Origin of the sequence: Burkholderia cenocepacia, assembly GCF_900446215.1 — a bacterium.
In the GTDB taxonomy this organism is placed as follows: domain Bacteria; phylum Pseudomonadota; class Gammaproteobacteria; order Burkholderiales; family Burkholderiaceae; genus Burkholderia; species Burkholderia cenocepacia.
In genome coordinates, this window is record NZ_UAQZ01000007.1 from 205081 (window position 1) to 220710 (window position 15630).

Genomic DNA, 15630 nt, shown 5'->3' on the forward strand with positions numbered 1-15630 from the left:
ATCAGCGGGCGGGCGGCAGCGTGATGCCGGGGAAAGTCTTGATCACGGCGGAATCGTCCTCGCCGCCGTGGCCGGCGCTCGACGCGCTCATGAACATCTGGTGCGCGGTGGCCGACAGCGGCAGCGGGAATTTGCTGCGGCGCGCGGTATCGAGCACGAGGCCGAGATCCTTTACGAAGATGTCGACGGCCGACAGCGGCGTGTAGTCGCCGTTCAGGATGTGCGGCACACGGTTCTCGAACATCCACGAATTGCCGGCGCTGTGCGTGATCACGTCGTACAGCGCGTCGGCATCGACGCCTTCGCGCAGGCCCAGCGCCATCGCCTCGGCGGCCGCCGCGATATGCACGCCGGCCAGCAACTGATTGATGATCTTCACTTTCGAGCCGATGCCGTGCGCGTCGCCCAGGCGGTACACCTTGCCGGCGATCGCGGCGAGCACGTCCTCGCAGCCGGCATACGCGGCGGCCGGGCCCGACGTCATCATCGTCATCTCGCCGGAGGCCGCGCGCGCCGCGCCGCCCGACACGGGCGCGTCGAGCATCTGCAGGCCCGCAGCCTCGATGCGTGCGCCGAGCGCGACCGCGAATTCGGGTGCGACGGTCGCGCTCGCGATCACGACGCCGCCCGGCTTCATCGCCGCGACCGCGCCGTGTTCGCCGAACAGCACCGTTTCCGTTTGCGCGGCATTGACGACGAGCGTGACGACGACGTCGCATTGCGCGCCGAGTTCGGCCGGCGTCGCGCACGCGATGCCGCCTTCGGCGGCGAACGCCTGCAGCACGGTGTCGCGCACGTCGCATGCGTGCACGCGCAGCCCGGCGCGCAGCAGCGAGCGTGCGACGCCGAGGCCCATCGCGCCGAGGCCGATGACTCCAACATTTCGTGACATGGTCAACCTTGATCGATTCGGGGAGGTTCGTGACGGCGGCGCTGCCGGGAACGGCCGCGCCGCCGGCTTTCAGCAGATGCCGGCTTCCGCGAGACGGCGGGCGGCGTTGTACATGTGCGTGCGCGCCGCGTTGCGGGCGGCCATCGGGTCGCGCGCGCGGATCGCGTCGGCGATCGCCGCGTGTTCGTCGCGCACCTGGCGCGAGAAGTCCTCGCGCGTCGCTTCGTTGCGCCGCGTGACCTTCACGCCGGCTTCGAGGTACTGGTTCAGGAACTGCAGCGTCTTCAGGAAATACGGGTTGCCGGTGACGGCCGCGATCGTGCGGTGGAACGCGACGTCTTCCGCGACGCCGTCGCGCCCTTCGGCCACCGCTTCGTCGATCTTGCGCAGCGCGTCGTCGATGTCGGCCATGTCGTCGGCGGTGTGGTGCAGCGCGGCTTCGGCCGCGACTTCAGCCTCGATCGCGCGGCGTACCGCGAGCAGATGCGGCAGCGAGCTCGCCTCGACGGCTTCCGCGTAGTCGATCCGCAGCGGCCGGATCGCGCCGTGCTGGTTTACGAACACGCCGCTGCCCTGGCGCGGCTCGACCACGCCTTCGTTCTTCAGCCGCGAGATCGCCTCGCGGATCACGGTGCGGCTCACGCCGAATTCCTGCGCGAGCACGGCCTCGGTCGGCAGCTTGCCGGTGGCCGAGAAGCTGCCCACTTCGATCTGCTTGAGCAGTTGCTGCGCGACATGGTCGCTCATCGCCCGGGCGGGAATTTTCTCGAACATGATGCTCAGGTTTGTAAGGTGATGTGGTCATCATACAAATTTGAGCGGGCATCAGCATCCGGGATAACCCTCGTTTTACGGCGGCGAACGTCGGCTAAGTTGACTGGAACCGGTTCCAAAAGCGGCGAAACCGATGTGAACGTGTGTCGATCCGCAATCGACGGGGGAGGCGGATGCGCGCCCGGGGGCGTTCAGTCGGCGATGTCCTCGACCGGATCGGCCGACCCGTCGGGCGTCGCGGCGACTTCAGCCACGTCGCCGCCGCGCTCGCGATACGTCGCCGGCGGCACGCCGAACTGCTTGCGGAATTCGCGCCCGAGGTGCGACGCATCGGCGAATCCGCAGCTCGACGCGATATCGGCGACCGTGCGGTCCGAACTCGTCAGCAGCCACGCGGCGGTACGCAGCCGCACCTGTTTCGCGAAGGCCTGCGGGCTCTTGCCGGTCTCCGCCTTGAACAGCCGTTCGAGCTGCCGCGTCGACAGGTCGAGCTTGCACGCGAGTTCCTCGAGCGGCAGCGCCCGCCCGACGTGCTGTTCCATCAGAAGAATCGCGCGCTTGACCTTCGGATGCGTCGCCGGCTCGAGGCCCGGCGGATGCGGCTGCGGCGCATTGCCTTTCTGCATCTCGCCGACGAGCAGGATGCGCAGCGCCTTCTGCACGGTCGCGTGATCGAAATGGCGCAGCAGGATCGCGGCGGCGACGTCGATCGACGCGCGGCCGCCCGAGCACGTGATCCGGCGCCGGTCGATCACGAACAGCCGGTCGGCGATCAGCAGGTCGGGGTCGGCGGACGGAAAGCGCTCGATGAAATCCCAGTAATGGAACCAGCTCACGCAGGTGCGGTAGCCGTCGAGCACGCCGGCGCGCATCAACGTGAACACGCCGGTGCAGATGCCGACGACCGTCGCGCCGTCCGCCGCCGCGCGGCGGACGAAATCGAGCGTTTCAGGGCCGGCCTGCGGCCCCGAATGCAGCAGCCCGCCGACCACCACCACATAGTCGAACGGCTCGGCCGCGTCGAACGTCTCCCAGGGCGTGATCTGGATCCCGCAACTCGCGCGCACCGGCGCGAGCGTCTCGCCGATCACGCTCCACGCACAGCGCACCGGCTTGCTGTAGTCGCCGTCGTCGGCCGACAGCCGCAGCATGTCGACGAAGCCGGAGAAGGCCGTCAGCGTGAAGTTCGGCAGCAGCACGATGCCGAAGCGGATGCGCCGCGGCGCGGGTTCTGCGAGGGGGGAAGCGGGTACGTCGGGGGTCATCGCGGCCAATCTCGTCACGCCGGGCAGGCGGTCTCACTCGTTTCACTCGGTTTGCGGGTTACGGCTGCCGGGGCGGCGCGGATGCAGCCAGCGTCGCCGATCGGCCGCGGCCGGACTTGTGGTTTTTCGTCGCGAACCATCGCCAAAACGCACTTTCGGGCCGGCCGGCGCGGCGCTTGGCGGCGCTATCCCACGCCGATGCCGTTTTTGTTCTATCGGCCGATTTTACGCTTTGATGTACTGGGGCCCAACGACATTTCACGCATGCAACCCAAAGGAAGCCAGATGAACGTCAGCGCGTTCGACCTGTTCAAGATCGGCATCGGCCCGTCCAGTTCGCATACGGTCGGCCCGATGATCGCCGCGTGCCGCTTCGCGTCGCACGTCGAGGACGCGAACCTGCTCGGCTTCGTGCGCCGCGTGCGGGTCGAGCTGTACGGCTCGCTCGGCGCGACCGGCAAGGGCCACGGCACCGACAAGGCCGTGCTGCTCGGCCTCGAGGGCCACCTGCCCGACACGATCGATCCGGACCTGATCGAGCCGCGGCTCGCCGCGATCCGCGCGGAGAAGACGCTGTCGCTGCTCGGCAAGCAGACGGTGCGCTTCGAGGAAAAGGAGCACATCGGCTTCTTTCGCAAGCTGATGAGCGGCACGAGCATCGTGCACCCGAACGGGATGCGCTTCCAGGCGTTCGACGAACACGGCCAGTTGCTCGTCGAGAAGGAGTATTACTCGGTCGGCGGCGGCTTCGTCGTGAACCGGGACGGCGATCGCGTGAACGGCGTGCGGGCGGCGGTCGACGTGCCGTATCCGTTCCGCACCGGCGACGACCTGATGCGCCAGTGCCGCGAGCACGGGCTGTCGATCGCCGAACTGATGCTGCGCAACGAATGCGCGCTGCGCCCCGCCGACGAAGTGCGCGCCGGGTTGCTCGCGATCTGGCGCACGATGGCCGCCTGCGTCGAGCGCGGCTGCAAGGTCGAGGGCGATCTGCCGGGCCCGATGCGCGTGAAGCGTCGCGCGGCCGAGTTGAATGGCCGCCTGCGCGCGCGTTCGGAAGAGTCGCTGCGCGATCCGCTGTCGATGCTCGACTGGGTCAACCTGTATGCGATGGCCGTGAACGAAGAGAACGCGGCCGGCGGCCGGGTCGTCACCGCGCCGACCAACGGCGCGGCCGGCGTGATCCCCGCGGTGCTGCACTACTACGTGAAGTTCGTGCCGGGCTCGAACGAAGCCGGCATCGTCGAATTCCTGCTGACGGCCGCGGCGATCGGGATCATCTACAAGGAAACCGCGTCGATCTCCGGCGCGGAAGTCGGCTGCCAGGGCGAAGTGGGCGTCGCGTGCTCGATGGCCGCGGCCGCGCTCGCCGCCGTGATGGGCGGCACGCCGGACCAGGTCGAGAATGCGGCCGAGATCGGCATGGAGCACAACCTCGGGATGACCTGCGACCCGGTCGGCGGGCTCGTGCAGATCCCGTGCATCGAGCGCAACGCGATGGGCGCGATCAAGGCGCTGAACGCGTCGCGCATGGCGCTCAAGGGCAACGGCCAGCACTACGTATCGCTCGATTCCGTGATCAAGACGATGCGCGAAACCGGCGCCGACATGAAGACGAAATACAAGGAAACGTCGCGCGGCGGTCTCGCCGTGAACGTCATCGAATGCTAACGAAGGATCCAAACATGAGCCGCTACTCGATATTCAGCCTGTTCCGCAACGGCCTCTCGTATCACGAGAACTGGGAGAAGCAGTGGAAGAGCCCGGAGCCGAAGAAGGAATACGACGTCGTGATCGTCGGCGGCGGCGGCCACGGCCTCGCGACCGCGTACTACCTCGCGAAGGAACACGGGATCACGAACGTCGCGATCCTCGAGAAGGGCTGGATCGGCGGCGGCAACACCGCGCGCAACACGACGATCGTGCGCTCGAACTATCTGTGGGACGAATCGGCCGCGCTGTACGAGAAGGCGATGAAGCTGTGGGAAGGGCTGTCGCAGGACCTGAACTACAACGTGATGTTCAGCCAGCGCGGCGTGATGAACCTCGCCCACACGCTGCAGGACGTGCGCGACACCGAGCGCCGCGTGAACGCGAACCGGCTGAACGGTGTCGATGCCGAATTCCTGACGCCCGCGCAGATCAAGGAAATCGAGCCGACCATCAACCTGAACAGCCGCTACCCGGTGCTCGGCGCATCGATCCAGCGCCGTGCGGGTGTCGCGCGTCACGACGCGGTGGCCTGGGGCTTCGCACGCGGCGCGGACCGCGCCGGCGTGGACATCATCCAGAACTGCCAGGTCACGGGCATTCGCCGCGAAGGCGGCGCGGTGGTCGGCGTCGATACGGTGAAGGGCTTCATCAAGGCGAAGAAGGTCGCGGTGGTCGCCGCCGGCAACACGACGACGCTCGCCGACATGGCCGGCGTGCGTCTGCCGATCGAAAGCCACCCGCTGCAGGCGCTGGTGTCGGAGCCGATCAAGCCGGTCGTCAACTCGGTGATCATGTCGAACGCGGTGCACGCGTACATCAGCCAGTCCGACAAGGGCGACCTCGTGATCGGCGCCGGTATCGACCAGTACACGGGCTTCGGCCAGCGCGGCAGCTTCCACATCATCGAAAGCACGCTGCAGGCGATCGTCGAGATGTTCCCGGTGTTCTCGCGCGTGCGGATGAACCGCCAGTGGGGCGGCATCGTCGACGTGTCGCCGGACGCGTGCCCGATCATCACCAAGACCGACGTGAAGGGCCTCTATTTCAACTGCGGCTGGGGCACCGGCGGCTTCAAGGCGACGCCCGGTTCGGGCTGGGTGTTCGCGCACACGATCGCCCGCGACGAACCGCATCCGCTGAACGCACCGTTCGCGCTCGACCGCTTCTACACGGGCCATCTGATCGACGAGCACGGCGCTGCTGCCGTCGCGCACTAACCGCACTGAGGAGAAAGAAACATGTTGCTGATCGAATGTCCGTGGTGCGGGCCGCGCGCCGAATCCGAGTTCACGTGCGGCGGTGAAGCCGACATCGTGCGCCCGGTGGCGAACGAGACCATGACCGACCGCGAATGGGGCGAATACGTGTTCATGCGCGAGAACAAGCGCGGGCTCCACAAGGAGCAATGGCTGCACACGCAGGGCTGCCGCCGCTGGTTCAAGGTCACGCGCGACACGGTGACCTACGATATCAAGGGCTACGAAAAGTTCGGTGGAGCTGCCAACAATGGCGCAGCTGCCGGCAACGCACACGAAGAGGGCACGAGCAAATGAGCCAGAAAGACCGCCTCGGCACCGGTGGCCGCATCAATCGCGCGATTCCGTTGACGTTCACGTTCAACGGCCGCACGTACCAGGGCTTCCAGGGCGACACGCTCGCGTCCGCGCTGCTCGCGAACGGCGTGCATTTCGTCGCGCGCAGTTTCAAGTACCACCGTCCGCGCGGGATCGTGACGGCGGACGTCGCGGAACCGAATGCCGTCGTGCAGCTCGAAACCGGCCCGTATACGGTGCCGAACGCGCGCGCGACCGAGATCGAGCTGTACCAGGGGCTCGTCGCGACCAGCGTGAACGCCGAGCCGACGCTCGAGAACGACAAGTACGCGATCAACCAGAAGTTCTCGCGCTTCATGCCGGCCGGGTTCTACTACAAGACCTTCATGTGGCCGCGCAACATGTGGCCGAAGTACGAAGAGAAGATCCGCGAAGCGGCCGGCCTCGGCAAGGCGCCCGAAGTGCTCGACGCCGATCGCTACGACAAATGCTACGCGCACTGCGACGTGCTCGTGGTCGGCGGTGGCCCGTCGGGCCTCGCCGCCGCGCATGCGGCCGCCACGGCCGGCGCGCGCGTGATTCTCGTCGACGACCAGCGCGAACTCGGCGGCAGCCTGCTGTCGTGCCGCGCGGAGATCGACGCGAAGCCCGCGCTGCAATGGGTCGAGAAGATCGAGGCCGAACTGCGCAAGCTGCCCGACGTGACGATCCTGTCGCGCAGCACCGCGTTCGGCTATCAGGACCACAACCTCGTGACGGTCACGCAGCGCCTCACCGATCACCTGCCGGTGTCGATGCGCAAGGGCACGCGCGAATTGCTGTGGAAGGTCCGCGCGAAACGCGTGATCCTCGCGACCGGCGCGCACGAGCGGCCGATCGTGTTCGGCAACAACGACCTGCCGGGCGTGATGCTGGCGGGCGCGGTGTCGACCTACGTGCATCGCTTCGGCGTGCTGCCGGGCCGCAACGTGGTCGTGTTCACGAACAACGACCGCGCCTATCAGACCGCGCTCGACCTGAAAGCGTGCGGCGCGAAGGTGACGGTCGTCGATTCCCGCGCGTCGTCGAACGGCGCGCTGCCGGCCGCTGCGAAGCGGCAGGGCGTGACGGTGATGAGCGGCGCGGTCGTCACGGCCGCTTCGGGCAAGTGGCGCGTATCGTCGGTCGACGTCGCGTCCTACTCGAACGGCCAGACCGGCGGCAAGCTGCAGACGCTGCCGTGCGACCTCGTCGCGATGTCGGGCGGTTTCAGCCCGGTGCTGCACCTGTTCGCGCAATCGGGCGGCAAGGCGTGCTGGAACGACGAGAAGGCGTGCTTCCTGCCGGGCAAGCCCGTGCAGGCGGAAGCGAGCATCGGCGCGGCGGCCGGCGAATTCGGGCTCGCCCGTGCGCTGCGGCTCGCGGTGGATGCGGGCGTCGAAGCGGCGAAGGCCGCGGGCTTCACGGCCGCGCAGCGTCCGGCCGCACCGCAGGTCGCGGAAACCGTCGAAGGCGCGCTGCAGCCGTTGTGGCTCGTCGGCAGCCGCGAGGCGGCCGCGCGCGGGCCGAAGCAGTTCGTCGACTTCCAGAACGACGTTGCCGCCGCCGACATCCTGCTCGCCGCGCGCGAAGGCTTCGAATCGGTCGAGCACGTGAAGCGCTACACGGCGATGGGCTTCGGCACCGACCAGGGCAAGCTCGGCAACATCAACGGGATGGCGATCCTCGCGGGCGCGCTCGGCAAGACGATTCCGGAAACGGGCACGACGACGTTCCGCCCGAACTACACGCCCGTGTCGTTCGGCACGTTCGCGGGCCGCGAGACGGGCGACTTCCTCGACCCGATCCGCAAGACGGCCGTGCACGAATGGCACGTCGAGCACGGCGCGATGTTCGAGGACGTCGGCAACTGGAAGCGGCCGTGGTATTTCCCGAAGAACGGCGAGGATCTCCATGCGGCCGTGAAGCGCGAATGCCTCGCGGTGCGCAACGGCGTCGGCATTCTCGATGCGTCGACGCTCGGCAAGATCGACATCCAGGGCCCGGACGCGGTGAAGCTGCTGAACTGGATGTACACGAACCCGTGGAACAAGCTCGAGATCGGCAAGTGCCGCTACGGGCTGATGCTCGACGAAAACGGGATGGTGTTCGACGACGGCGTGACCGTGCGCCTCGCCGACCAGCATTTCATGATGACGACCACCACCGGCGGCGCGGCGCGCGTGCTGACGTGGCTCGAGCGCTGGCTGCAGACCGAATGGCCCGACATGAAGGTGCGGCTCGCGTCCGTCACCGATCACTGGGCGACGTTCGCGGTGGTCGGCCCGAAGAGCCGCAAGGTCGTGCAGAAGGTGTGTCAGGACATCGACTTCGGCAATGAGGCGTTCCCGTTCATGAGCTACCGCAACGGCACGGTTGCCGGCGCGAAGGCGCGCGTGATGCGGATCAGCTTCTCGGGCGAACTCGCCTACGAAGTGAACGTGCCGGCGAATGCGGGCCGCGCGGTGTGGGAAGCGCTGATGGCGGCCGGCGCCGAGTTCGACATCACGCCGTACGGCACGGAAACGATGCACGTGCTGCGCGCGGAGAAGGGCTACATCATCGTCGGCCAGGACACCGACGGCTCGATCACGCCGTACGACCTCGGGATGGGCGGGCTCGTCGCGAAGTCGAAGGACTTCCTCGGCAAGCGTTCGCTGTCGCGTTCGGATACTGCGAAGGAAGGCCGCAAGCAGTTCGTCGGCCTGCTGACCGAAGACGAACAGTTCGTGCTGCCGGAAGGCGCGCAGATCGTCGCGAAGGACACGCAGGTGTCGGCGGTCGATCCGACGCCGATGATCGGCCACGTGACGTCCAGCTACTACAGCCCGATCCTGAAGCGCTCGATCGCGCTCGCGGTGGTGAAGGGCGGCCTGAACAAGATGGGCGAGAGCGTCGTGATTCCGCTGGCCAATGGCAAGCGCATCACCGCGAAGATTTCGAGCCCGGTTTTCTACGATACCGAAGGGGTGCGTCAGCATGTGGAATGAAACGAGAAACCAGACGCAGGTGGCGGGTGCGGGCGGCGTGACGCTTGAATCGCCGTTCGTCGGCGCGGCCGACGTGCTGAAGGCGCACCAGGCGCGCGCATCGAAGAAGTTCACGCTGCGCGAGCGGCCGTTCCTCGATCTCGTCAACGTGCGCGGCGAGTTGAACGATCCGGCATTCGTCGCCGCGTTCGAGCGCGTGGTGGGCTGCCGGCCGCCCGCGCAGCCGAACACGGTGGCGCGCGGCGCCGAGTACGACGTGCTGTGGCTCGGCCCCGACGAATGGCTCGTGCGGTCGAACGGGCCGGTTCAGGCCGGCGTGCTCGAGGCGAAGCTGGCGGAGGCCGTGCAGGGCTCGTACGCGGCGGCCGTCGACGTCGGCAGCGGCTATACGGTCGTCGAGATCAGCGGCGAACGCGTGCGCGACGTGATCGCGCGCGGCTGCCCGCTCGACCTGCATCCGCGCGTGTTCAAGCCGGGCCAGTGCGCGCAGTCGCACTACTTCAAGTCGCCGATCACGCTGATCCCGACCGGCGACGACACGTTCGAGATCGTCCTGCGTCGCAGCTTCGCCGACTATTTCGTGCGCATCATGCTCGACGCCGCGGCGCCGCTCGTCTCATGAAGCCGTTCGACGAACCGTTCGTGGCGATCGACGCGCCGCGCCTGCGCGGGCGCGGCTGGAGCGTGTTCGTCGACGAACTGAAGGTGCCCGCGCGGATCGGCATTCACGCGCACGAGCACGAGGCGCCGCAGCCGATCGTGATCGATGCGCGGCTCGGGTATCGCTGCGAGCCGAGCGAGCAGGGCGAGTGGATCGATTACGACGGGTACTGCGCGCGCGTGGCGTCGTTTCTGGCGCACAAGCCGCATACGCGGTTGCTGGAGACGCTCGTCGCCGATCTCGCGGTGCTGTCGTTCCGCGAATGGCCGGCGCTGGAATCGCTGACGCTGTCGATGTACAAGCCGAAGATCCGGCCGGGGACGAAGCGCGTGGGCGTGTCGCTCGACTGGACGCGCGGAGATTACCTGCGGTGGACGGGGGCGGCGGGGCAGCTTTGATCAGAGGGGGCCGGATCAAGGCACGAGGGAGGTGATCCGGCGATTCCATGGGGCGGCGGCGCGAATGCGCCGCCGCACTCGTTTACGTTCCTGCATGCACTTACTTCGCGTTGCGGTTCGCGGCGGGCGCCGCTGACGGATCGCTGACCGGCACCATGTGTGCCTTCGCGTTGTTCGCATCGCTCCCGGTATTCGCGCTTTTCGCATCGTCCTCGGGTTCGAGCACGAACCGGAACGCATCGACGCGCTGCATCACTTTCGCCGCATACGCACTCGATCCGCCGCTGTAGCTCTTCAACCCGGCCTGCACGTTGCCGCCGGCCGCCTTCACGTAGCCCGACAGAATGCGCGAGCCGACCTCGACGTTCGCATTCGGCTCGGTGAGATCCTTCACGTTGCGCAGCATGCCGCGGTGCGCGGACGGTACGACCTGCATCAACCCGGTCGCGCCATGCTGGCCGCGCGCCTTTTCCTGGAAGCGCGATTCGATCGAAATAATCGCGTAAACGAGTGCCGGCGGCAGCGAATATTTCGTCGCAGTGACGCTCACGATATCGGCGAGCTTCGCGGCGCGTTCCTTCGCGACGCCGAATTTCTTCGTCAGGTAGGACGTGATGCGGCGGTTTGCTTCGTTGGGCTGATCGTTGGCGAGCGGTGCGGATGCGTCGCCTGGCGCGGATGCGGCTGCTTCGGGCGCAGAGGCAGGCAAGGCGGGCGCCTGCTGCGCCGCGGCGGGTTGCGCAATGCCGAGCGAAAGCACGATCAGCCAGAAGAACCGTCGTCGCATGGTCGAGTGCGGGGAAATGGGAGGCGCATAGTATATCGACCAATCGCGGCCGGTGGTCGAGGGCGAGTTCGAGTGAAAGCGACGTGTAGGCTTGTCACGTTCGCGACGATCGACGCGCCGATCGTTGCGCGGACACGCATCGGAGTCCGGATGAACCGGGCGTTTCCGTCCTCTCCTGCGATTCGCCCCGCGGTATCGCGGCAATGTCGTCGGCTCGCGTGTCCCATGCCGGCGGCAGTTCGGGCCCGATTGGCGAATCGGCGCGAACGAAACGCTAGTTGATGATCTCGCCCATACCGGTTTCGACGCGGGCTCTGAGCTGCTGGATGAACTCGGGATCGTACGGTTCCCAGCGATCGAGTTCGCCGACGATCTTCAAAGGCGACGTGCTTCGATACGAGCGCGTCGGATTGCCGGGGAATTTCTTGTCCGTGACGTTCGGGTCGTTTTCGAATTCGCCGGTGGGCTCGACGATATAGACCCGCGGCCGGCCGTCGCCCTTGGCCATTTCCGCGGCCAGGCCGGCGCCTTTGGGCAGGGCCGTGAAATAAATGTGATTCATCACGACGTCGTCCCGATAATTCGATCGGAAGCCTGCCGTCAGCAAGTCGCCGATCCGCAAATCCGCTTTCGTGCCATGAAAAAACGGGCCGGTGTCGAGGACAGACATGGTTGCTCCTTCGGAAAATTGCGCAACGGCTGCTAGGCGCGCCGCGCGCTCGCTACCCGCGCAATCGCGCCGATCGCATCGCTGACGAGCACCGCAAGCAAGCCGACGATCACGCCGCCTTGCAGCACGAACGCGGTGTTCGACGTCTGCAGGCCCGCGATGATCACGTCGCCGAGCCCGCGCGCGGCGACCGTCGAGCCGATCGTCGCGGTGCCGAGATTGATCACGACCGCGAGGCGGATGCCGTTGACGATCACCGGGAACGCGAGCGGCAGCTCGACGGACACCAGTTGCTGCCACCCGCTCATCCCCATCCCGCGTGCGGCGTCGACGACGTCGCGCGGCACGTCCTCGAGCCCCGCGATCGTGCTTTCGAAAACCGGCAGGAGCCCGTACAACACGAGCGCGATCAGCACGGGTTTCAATCCGAAGCCGACTGCCGGCACCGCGAGCGCGAGCACGGCGACCGGCGGGAAGGTCTGGCCGATATCGACGACGCTGCGCGCGACCGGCAGGAAATCGGCGCCGAACGGACGCGTGACCGCGATGCCCGCCGAGACCGCGACGATCGTGCCGATCAGGCTCGACAGCGCGACCGTGCCGAGATGCGCGAGCGTGAGATCGAGCAGGCTCGCGCGATCGTAGATCACCGGCGCGCCGTTGTCCGCGAACGGCGCGAACAGACCCTGCAGCCAGGCCGGGCGCAACAACAGCACGAGCAACAGCGCGAGCGCGGCCGCGCGGGCGACGTACGCGGGAAGCGACGGCCGCTTGGGCCCCACGCTGCTGCGCGTCGTCATGCGGGCTGCCTCGCGTGCGAGCGGATCGCGTCGAGCGTGATGCGACGGGGGCCGTGTGCGTGGCGGTCGCCGGCGGCGGTATCGTCGACGGGCAGCGCGTCGACACCGCGCCACAACAATTCGGACACCGCATCGCGCAGTGTGCGCGTCGCGGCGATCGGTTCGCCGTCGGCGTGGCCGGCTTCGGCCACGGCGTCGATCGGCGTGAGCGCGAGCAGGCGCAGCGGCCGGTCGACGCCCGCGACGAGCTGTTCGACCACCCCCGCTGCCGGCCGGCCGAGAATCTCGGCGGGCGACGCGACCTGCAGCAGCCGGCCGCCGTCCATCACCGCGATCGTGTCGCCGAGCTTCAGCGCTTCCTCGATATCGTGCGTGACGATCACCACGGTGATGCCGAGGCGGCGCTGCAGCGCGAACAGGTCGTCCTGCGCCTTGTTGCGGATGATCGGATCGAGCGCGCCGAACGGTTCGTCCATCAGCAGCATCGCGGGCTCGGCGGCGAGGGCGCGCGCCACCCCGACGCGCTGCTGCTGGCCGCCCGACAGTTCGTGCGGCAGCTTGCCGGCGAATTCGGCCGGCGCGAGGTGGAACAGGTCGAGCAGTTCGTTCACGCGCGCGGCGATGCGCTCGGCCGGCCAGCCGAGCAGGCGCGGCACGGTCGCGATGTTGCGCGCGACGCTCCAGTGCGGAAACAGCCCGTGCCCCTGGATCGCATAGCCGATGCCGCGGCGAAGTTGCTCGGGTGCGACCGTCGCCGTATCGACGCCGTCGATGCGGATCGTGCCGCTGGTCGGCGCGATCAGCCGGTTGATCATGCGCAGCAGCGTCGACTTGCCGCTGCCCGATGCGCCGACGAGCGCGGTGATCGTGCCGCGCTGCATCGTCAGCGATACGTCGTCGACGGCGACCACGTCGCCGAAGCGTTTGCCGACTCGTTCGATCTCGATCATCCTGCACGTCCCTTCGCGAGCGACGTCGCGGCTTCGAACACGACGGCGGCCGCCAGTGCGAGCGCGATCGTCGGGATCGCGCCGAGCAGCACGAGATCGGCGGCCGATTGACCGATCCCCTGGAAGATGAAGGTGCCGAATCCGCCGCCGCCGATCAGCGCGGCAACCGCGGTCAGCCCGATGTTCTGCACGAGCACGATGCGCACGCCGCTCAGGATCACCGGCAGCGCGAGCACGAGGTCGACGCGCAGCAGCCGCTGCACGCGCGTCATGCCCATCGCGCGGGCCGCTTCGGTCACGTGCGGCGGCACCTGTTCGAGCCCGACCACGACGCTCGACGCGATCGGCAGCAGCGAGTAGAGGAACAACGCGAGCACGGCCGGCGCGACGCCGATCCCGCGAATGCCGAGCGCGGCCGCGAGCGGTACGTGCGCGGCGAGCAGGCCGAGCGGCGCCATCATCAGCCCGTACATCGCGATGCTGGGGATCGTCTGCACGATATTGAGCACCGGCATCGCGACGGTGCGCACCGCCGCGATGCGCGCACAGGCGATGCCGAGCGGCACGCCGGCCACGAGCGCGGCGGCGACCGAGCCGCCCGCGAGCGACACGTGACGGATCGCTTCGCGCCAGAAATCGTCGCTGCGCACTGCGTATTCGCGCATCACGGAGAGGCCGTCCCACCAGCCGCTCGCGAGCGGCACGGCAACCGCCGCGATCGCGACGGCGAGCGCGGCGAGGCGCCGCCACGGGCCGAACGCGAGGCGCGCGAGCGCGTCGGCGATGAGCACGGCCCACGCGAACAGCAGCAACCAGACGCCGGCGTCGGGCGACACGCGGGCCAGCATGTCGTCGGGCGCGACGACGTGCGTCGCGGCCGCGCCGACCGCATACGCGAGCGTCGCGAGCCCCGCGCAGCCGGCCGCGAGCCGCCACGCGGGGCGGCTCGCCGTCATCGCCCATAGCGCGCCGACGGTCCACAGCGCGGCGAGCGCGGCGCCCTGCATCGCCGGCAGCGCGGCGAACACCGACAGCCCGGTACCGGCCGCGATCCGGTTTGGCCGCAGCACCGCGAACGACAGGCCGAACACGGCGACGATCGTCAGGATGCCGATCAGGATGCCGACCTTGTCGAGCGTGACGCGCCGCGCGGACGCGGCCGCGCGCTCCGTCATTTCACGAAACCCTTCGCTTTCAGGTAGCTTTTCGCGACGCCGGCCGCCGGCTCGCCGTTGAGCTGGATGCGGGCGTTCAGCGATTGCAGCGTCTTCAGGTCGAGGCTCGCGAACACGGGCTTGAGCAAGTCGGCAATCTGCGGATGCGCTTTCAGCGCGGCTTCGCGGATCACCGGCGCCGGCGCGTAGACGGGCTGCACGTGCTTGTCGTCGTCGAGCACCGCGAGGCCGCTCGATGCGATGCCGCCGTCGGTGCCGTAGACCATCGCGGCGTTCACGCCGTCGGTCTGGTTCGCGGCGGCCTTGATCGTCGCGGCCGTGTCGCCGCCGGACAGCACGACGAGCTGCTCGGGCTTCAGCTTGAAGCCGTACGCTTTCTCGAACGACGGCAGCGCCGATGCGCTGTTCACGAATTCGGCCGAGGCCGCGAGCTTCACCTTGCCGCCGCCGGCCACCCACTTGCCGAAGTCGGAGAAGGTCTTCAGGTGCTGCGACTGAGCGACGGGCGCAAGCAGCGCGACGCCCCACGTGTTGTTCGCGGGCGCCGGGGCGAGCCACACGAGATGGTTCGCCGCGTAGTCGAGTTTTTTCGCGGTGTCGTAGCCCTGGCTCGCGTTCTTCCACACCGGGTCGTCGGCCTTGTTGAAGAAGAACGCGGCGTTGCCCGTGTATTCGGGGTAGACGTCGATCTCGCCGCTCGTGAGCGCCTTGCGCACGATCGGCGTCGTGCCGAGCGCGATCTTTTCGGTGACGGGAATGCCGTGGGCCTTCAGCACCTGCGAAATGAGGTTGCCGAGCAGGTTGCCTTCGGTGTCGATTTTCGACGACACCACGACGGGCGTGTCGGCGTGCGCGCCGGGCGCCACGATGGCGGCGGCGAACGCGAGGCCCAGGATCCGGGCGGGCAGGGCGAGCTTCATCGGGGCCAATCTCCAGGACGGGGGCGTACGCCGAAAGTTACTTGACTGAGCCGGCTTTGGCAAA

At 68.0% G+C, this 15630-nt stretch carries 15 protein-coding genes; 6 read left to right on the forward strand and 9 right to left on the reverse strand.

Annotated features, from left to right (window positions below):
• Window position 1: 1 nt before the first annotated feature.
• From ltnD to DTA15_RS14930, 3 genes are all read right to left on the reverse strand, one after another.
• Complete coding sequence (gene ltnD, locus DTA15_RS14920; protein WP_006489132.1) at window positions 2–892, reverse strand: L-threonate dehydrogenase; 891 nt, start codon at window positions 890–892, stop codon at window positions 2–4.
• Window positions 893–961: 69 nt separating this feature from the next.
• On the reverse strand, window positions 962–1666 hold the full coding sequence (locus DTA15_RS14925) for a FadR/GntR family transcriptional regulator (RefSeq protein ID WP_006489135.1): 705 nt from the start codon (window positions 1664–1666) through the stop codon (window positions 962–964).
• A 191-nt stretch (window positions 1667–1857) separates the two neighbouring features.
• On the reverse strand, window positions 1858–2931 hold the full coding sequence (locus DTA15_RS14930) for a GlxA family transcriptional regulator (RefSeq protein ID WP_006489138.1): 1074 nt from the start codon (window positions 2929–2931) through the stop codon (window positions 1858–1860).
• A gap of 285 nt (window positions 2932–3216) precedes the next feature.
• On the opposite strand from DTA15_RS14930, the gene DTA15_RS14935 reads away from it, so the two are divergent.
• From DTA15_RS14935 to DTA15_RS14960, 6 genes are read left to right on the forward strand one after another with little or no spacing between them, the layout of a single operon-like run.
• Window positions 3217–4602 (forward strand): L-serine ammonia-lyase, encoded by a 1386-nt coding sequence (locus DTA15_RS14935; RefSeq protein ID WP_006489136.1) that lies wholly within the window; start codon window positions 3217–3219, stop codon window positions 4600–4602.
• A 14-nt stretch (window positions 4603–4616) separates the two neighbouring features.
• On the forward strand, window positions 4617–5861 hold the full coding sequence (locus DTA15_RS14940; RefSeq protein WP_006480591.1) for a sarcosine oxidase subunit beta family protein: 1245 nt from the start codon (window positions 4617–4619) through the stop codon (window positions 5859–5861).
• Between the two features lie 21 nt (window positions 5862–5882).
• Window positions 5883–6197 (forward strand): sarcosine oxidase subunit delta, encoded by a 315-nt coding sequence (locus DTA15_RS14945; protein ID WP_006489131.1) that lies wholly within the window; start codon window positions 5883–5885, stop codon window positions 6195–6197.
• Window positions 6194–9205, forward strand: coding sequence for a sarcosine oxidase subunit alpha family protein (locus DTA15_RS14950; protein ID WP_006489130.1), 3012 nt, complete (start codon window positions 6194–6196; stop codon window positions 9203–9205). Before DTA15_RS14945 ends, DTA15_RS14950 begins: the two co-directional genes overlap by 4 nt.
• Complete coding sequence (locus DTA15_RS14955; protein WP_006489116.1) at window positions 9195–9827, forward strand: sarcosine oxidase subunit gamma; 633 nt, start codon at window positions 9195–9197, stop codon at window positions 9825–9827. The genes DTA15_RS14950 and DTA15_RS14955 overlap by 11 nt, the downstream gene beginning before the upstream one ends.
• The gene (locus tag DTA15_RS14960) at window positions 9824–10264 is read left to right on the forward strand and encodes a dihydroneopterin aldolase (RefSeq protein WP_006489139.1); all 441 of its coding nucleotides are present in this window, start codon (window positions 9824–9826) and stop codon (window positions 10262–10264) included. The genes DTA15_RS14955 and DTA15_RS14960 overlap by 4 nt, the downstream gene beginning before the upstream one ends.
• A gap of 100 nt (window positions 10265–10364) precedes the next feature.
• On the opposite strand, the gene DTA15_RS14965 is transcribed toward DTA15_RS14960, so the two are convergent.
• From DTA15_RS14965 to osmF, 6 genes are all read right to left on the reverse strand, one after another.
• Window positions 10365–11051 (reverse strand): lytic transglycosylase domain-containing protein, encoded by a 687-nt coding sequence (locus DTA15_RS14965; RefSeq protein WP_006489129.1) that lies wholly within the window; start codon window positions 11049–11051, stop codon window positions 10365–10367.
• Between the two features lie 274 nt (window positions 11052–11325).
• Complete coding sequence (arr, locus tag DTA15_RS14970; RefSeq protein WP_006489117.1) at window positions 11326–11721, reverse strand: NAD(+)--rifampin ADP-ribosyltransferase; 396 nt, start codon at window positions 11719–11721, stop codon at window positions 11326–11328.
• A 32-nt stretch (window positions 11722–11753) separates the two neighbouring features.
• Window positions 11754–12521 carry an ABC transporter permease gene (locus tag DTA15_RS14975; RefSeq protein WP_006489111.1) on the reverse strand — a complete coding sequence of 256 codons (768 nt, stop codon included), beginning with the start codon at window positions 12519–12521 and terminating at the stop codon, window positions 11754–11756.
• Window positions 12518–13471 carry an ABC transporter ATP-binding protein gene (locus DTA15_RS14980; protein ID WP_006489110.1) on the reverse strand — a complete coding sequence of 318 codons (954 nt, stop codon included), beginning with the start codon at window positions 13469–13471 and terminating at the stop codon, window positions 12518–12520. Before DTA15_RS14980 ends, DTA15_RS14975 begins: the two co-directional genes overlap by 4 nt.
• Window positions 13468–14646, reverse strand: coding sequence for an ABC transporter permease (locus tag DTA15_RS14985; RefSeq protein ID WP_012493541.1), 1179 nt, complete (start codon window positions 14644–14646; stop codon window positions 13468–13470). The genes DTA15_RS14980 and DTA15_RS14985 overlap by 4 nt, the downstream gene beginning before the upstream one ends.
• A complete protein-coding gene (osmF, locus tag DTA15_RS14990; protein ID WP_006493662.1) occupies window positions 14643–15566 on the reverse strand; it encodes a glycine betaine ABC transporter substrate-binding protein OsmF in 924 nt (307 codons plus the stop codon). Before osmF ends, DTA15_RS14985 begins: the two co-directional genes overlap by 4 nt.
• Window positions 15567–15630 lie beyond the last annotated feature (64 nt).

What these genes read in the sequence shown, in the direction of transcription:
- ltnD (WP_006489132.1), bottom strand. Translation starts at nt 892, where the DNA reads ATGTCACGAAATGTTGGAGTCATCGGCCTCGGCGCGATGGGCCTCGGC.
- DTA15_RS14925 (WP_006489135.1), bottom strand. Translation starts at nt 1,666, where the DNA reads ATGTTCGAGAAAATTCCCGCCCGGGCGATGAGCGACCATGTCGCGCAG.
- DTA15_RS14930 (WP_006489138.1), bottom strand. Translation starts at nt 2,931, where the DNA reads ATGACCCCCGACGTACCCGCTTCCCCCCTCGCAGAACCCGCGCCGCGG.
- DTA15_RS14935 (WP_006489136.1), top strand. Translation starts at nt 3,217, where the DNA reads ATGAACGTCAGCGCGTTCGACCTGTTCAAGATCGGCATCGGCCCGTCC.
- DTA15_RS14940 (WP_006480591.1), top strand. Translation starts at nt 4,617, where the DNA reads ATGAGCCGCTACTCGATATTCAGCCTGTTCCGCAACGGCCTCTCGTAT.
- DTA15_RS14945 (WP_006489131.1), top strand. Translation starts at nt 5,883, where the DNA reads ATGTTGCTGATCGAATGTCCGTGGTGCGGGCCGCGCGCCGAATCCGAG.
- DTA15_RS14950 (WP_006489130.1), top strand. Translation starts at nt 6,194, where the DNA reads ATGAGCCAGAAAGACCGCCTCGGCACCGGTGGCCGCATCAATCGCGCG.
- DTA15_RS14955 (WP_006489116.1), top strand. Translation starts at nt 9,195, where the DNA reads ATGTGGAATGAAACGAGAAACCAGACGCAGGTGGCGGGTGCGGGCGGC.
- DTA15_RS14960 (WP_006489139.1), top strand. Translation starts at nt 9,824, where the DNA reads ATGAAGCCGTTCGACGAACCGTTCGTGGCGATCGACGCGCCGCGCCTG.
- DTA15_RS14965 (WP_006489129.1), bottom strand. Translation starts at nt 11,051, where the DNA reads ATGCGACGACGGTTCTTCTGGCTGATCGTGCTTTCGCTCGGCATTGCG.
- arr (WP_006489117.1), bottom strand. Translation starts at nt 11,721, where the DNA reads ATGTCTGTCCTCGACACCGGCCCGTTTTTTCATGGCACGAAAGCGGAT.
- DTA15_RS14975 (WP_006489111.1), bottom strand. Translation starts at nt 12,521, where the DNA reads ATGACGACGCGCAGCAGCGTGGGGCCCAAGCGGCCGTCGCTTCCCGCG.
- DTA15_RS14980 (WP_006489110.1), bottom strand. Translation starts at nt 13,471, where the DNA reads ATGATCGAGATCGAACGAGTCGGCAAACGCTTCGGCGACGTGGTCGCC.
- DTA15_RS14985 (WP_012493541.1), bottom strand. Translation starts at nt 14,646, where the DNA reads ATGACGGAGCGCGCGGCCGCGTCCGCGCGGCGCGTCACGCTCGACAAG.
- osmF (WP_006493662.1), bottom strand. Translation starts at nt 15,566, where the DNA reads ATGAAGCTCGCCCTGCCCGCCCGGATCCTGGGCCTCGCGTTCGCCGCC.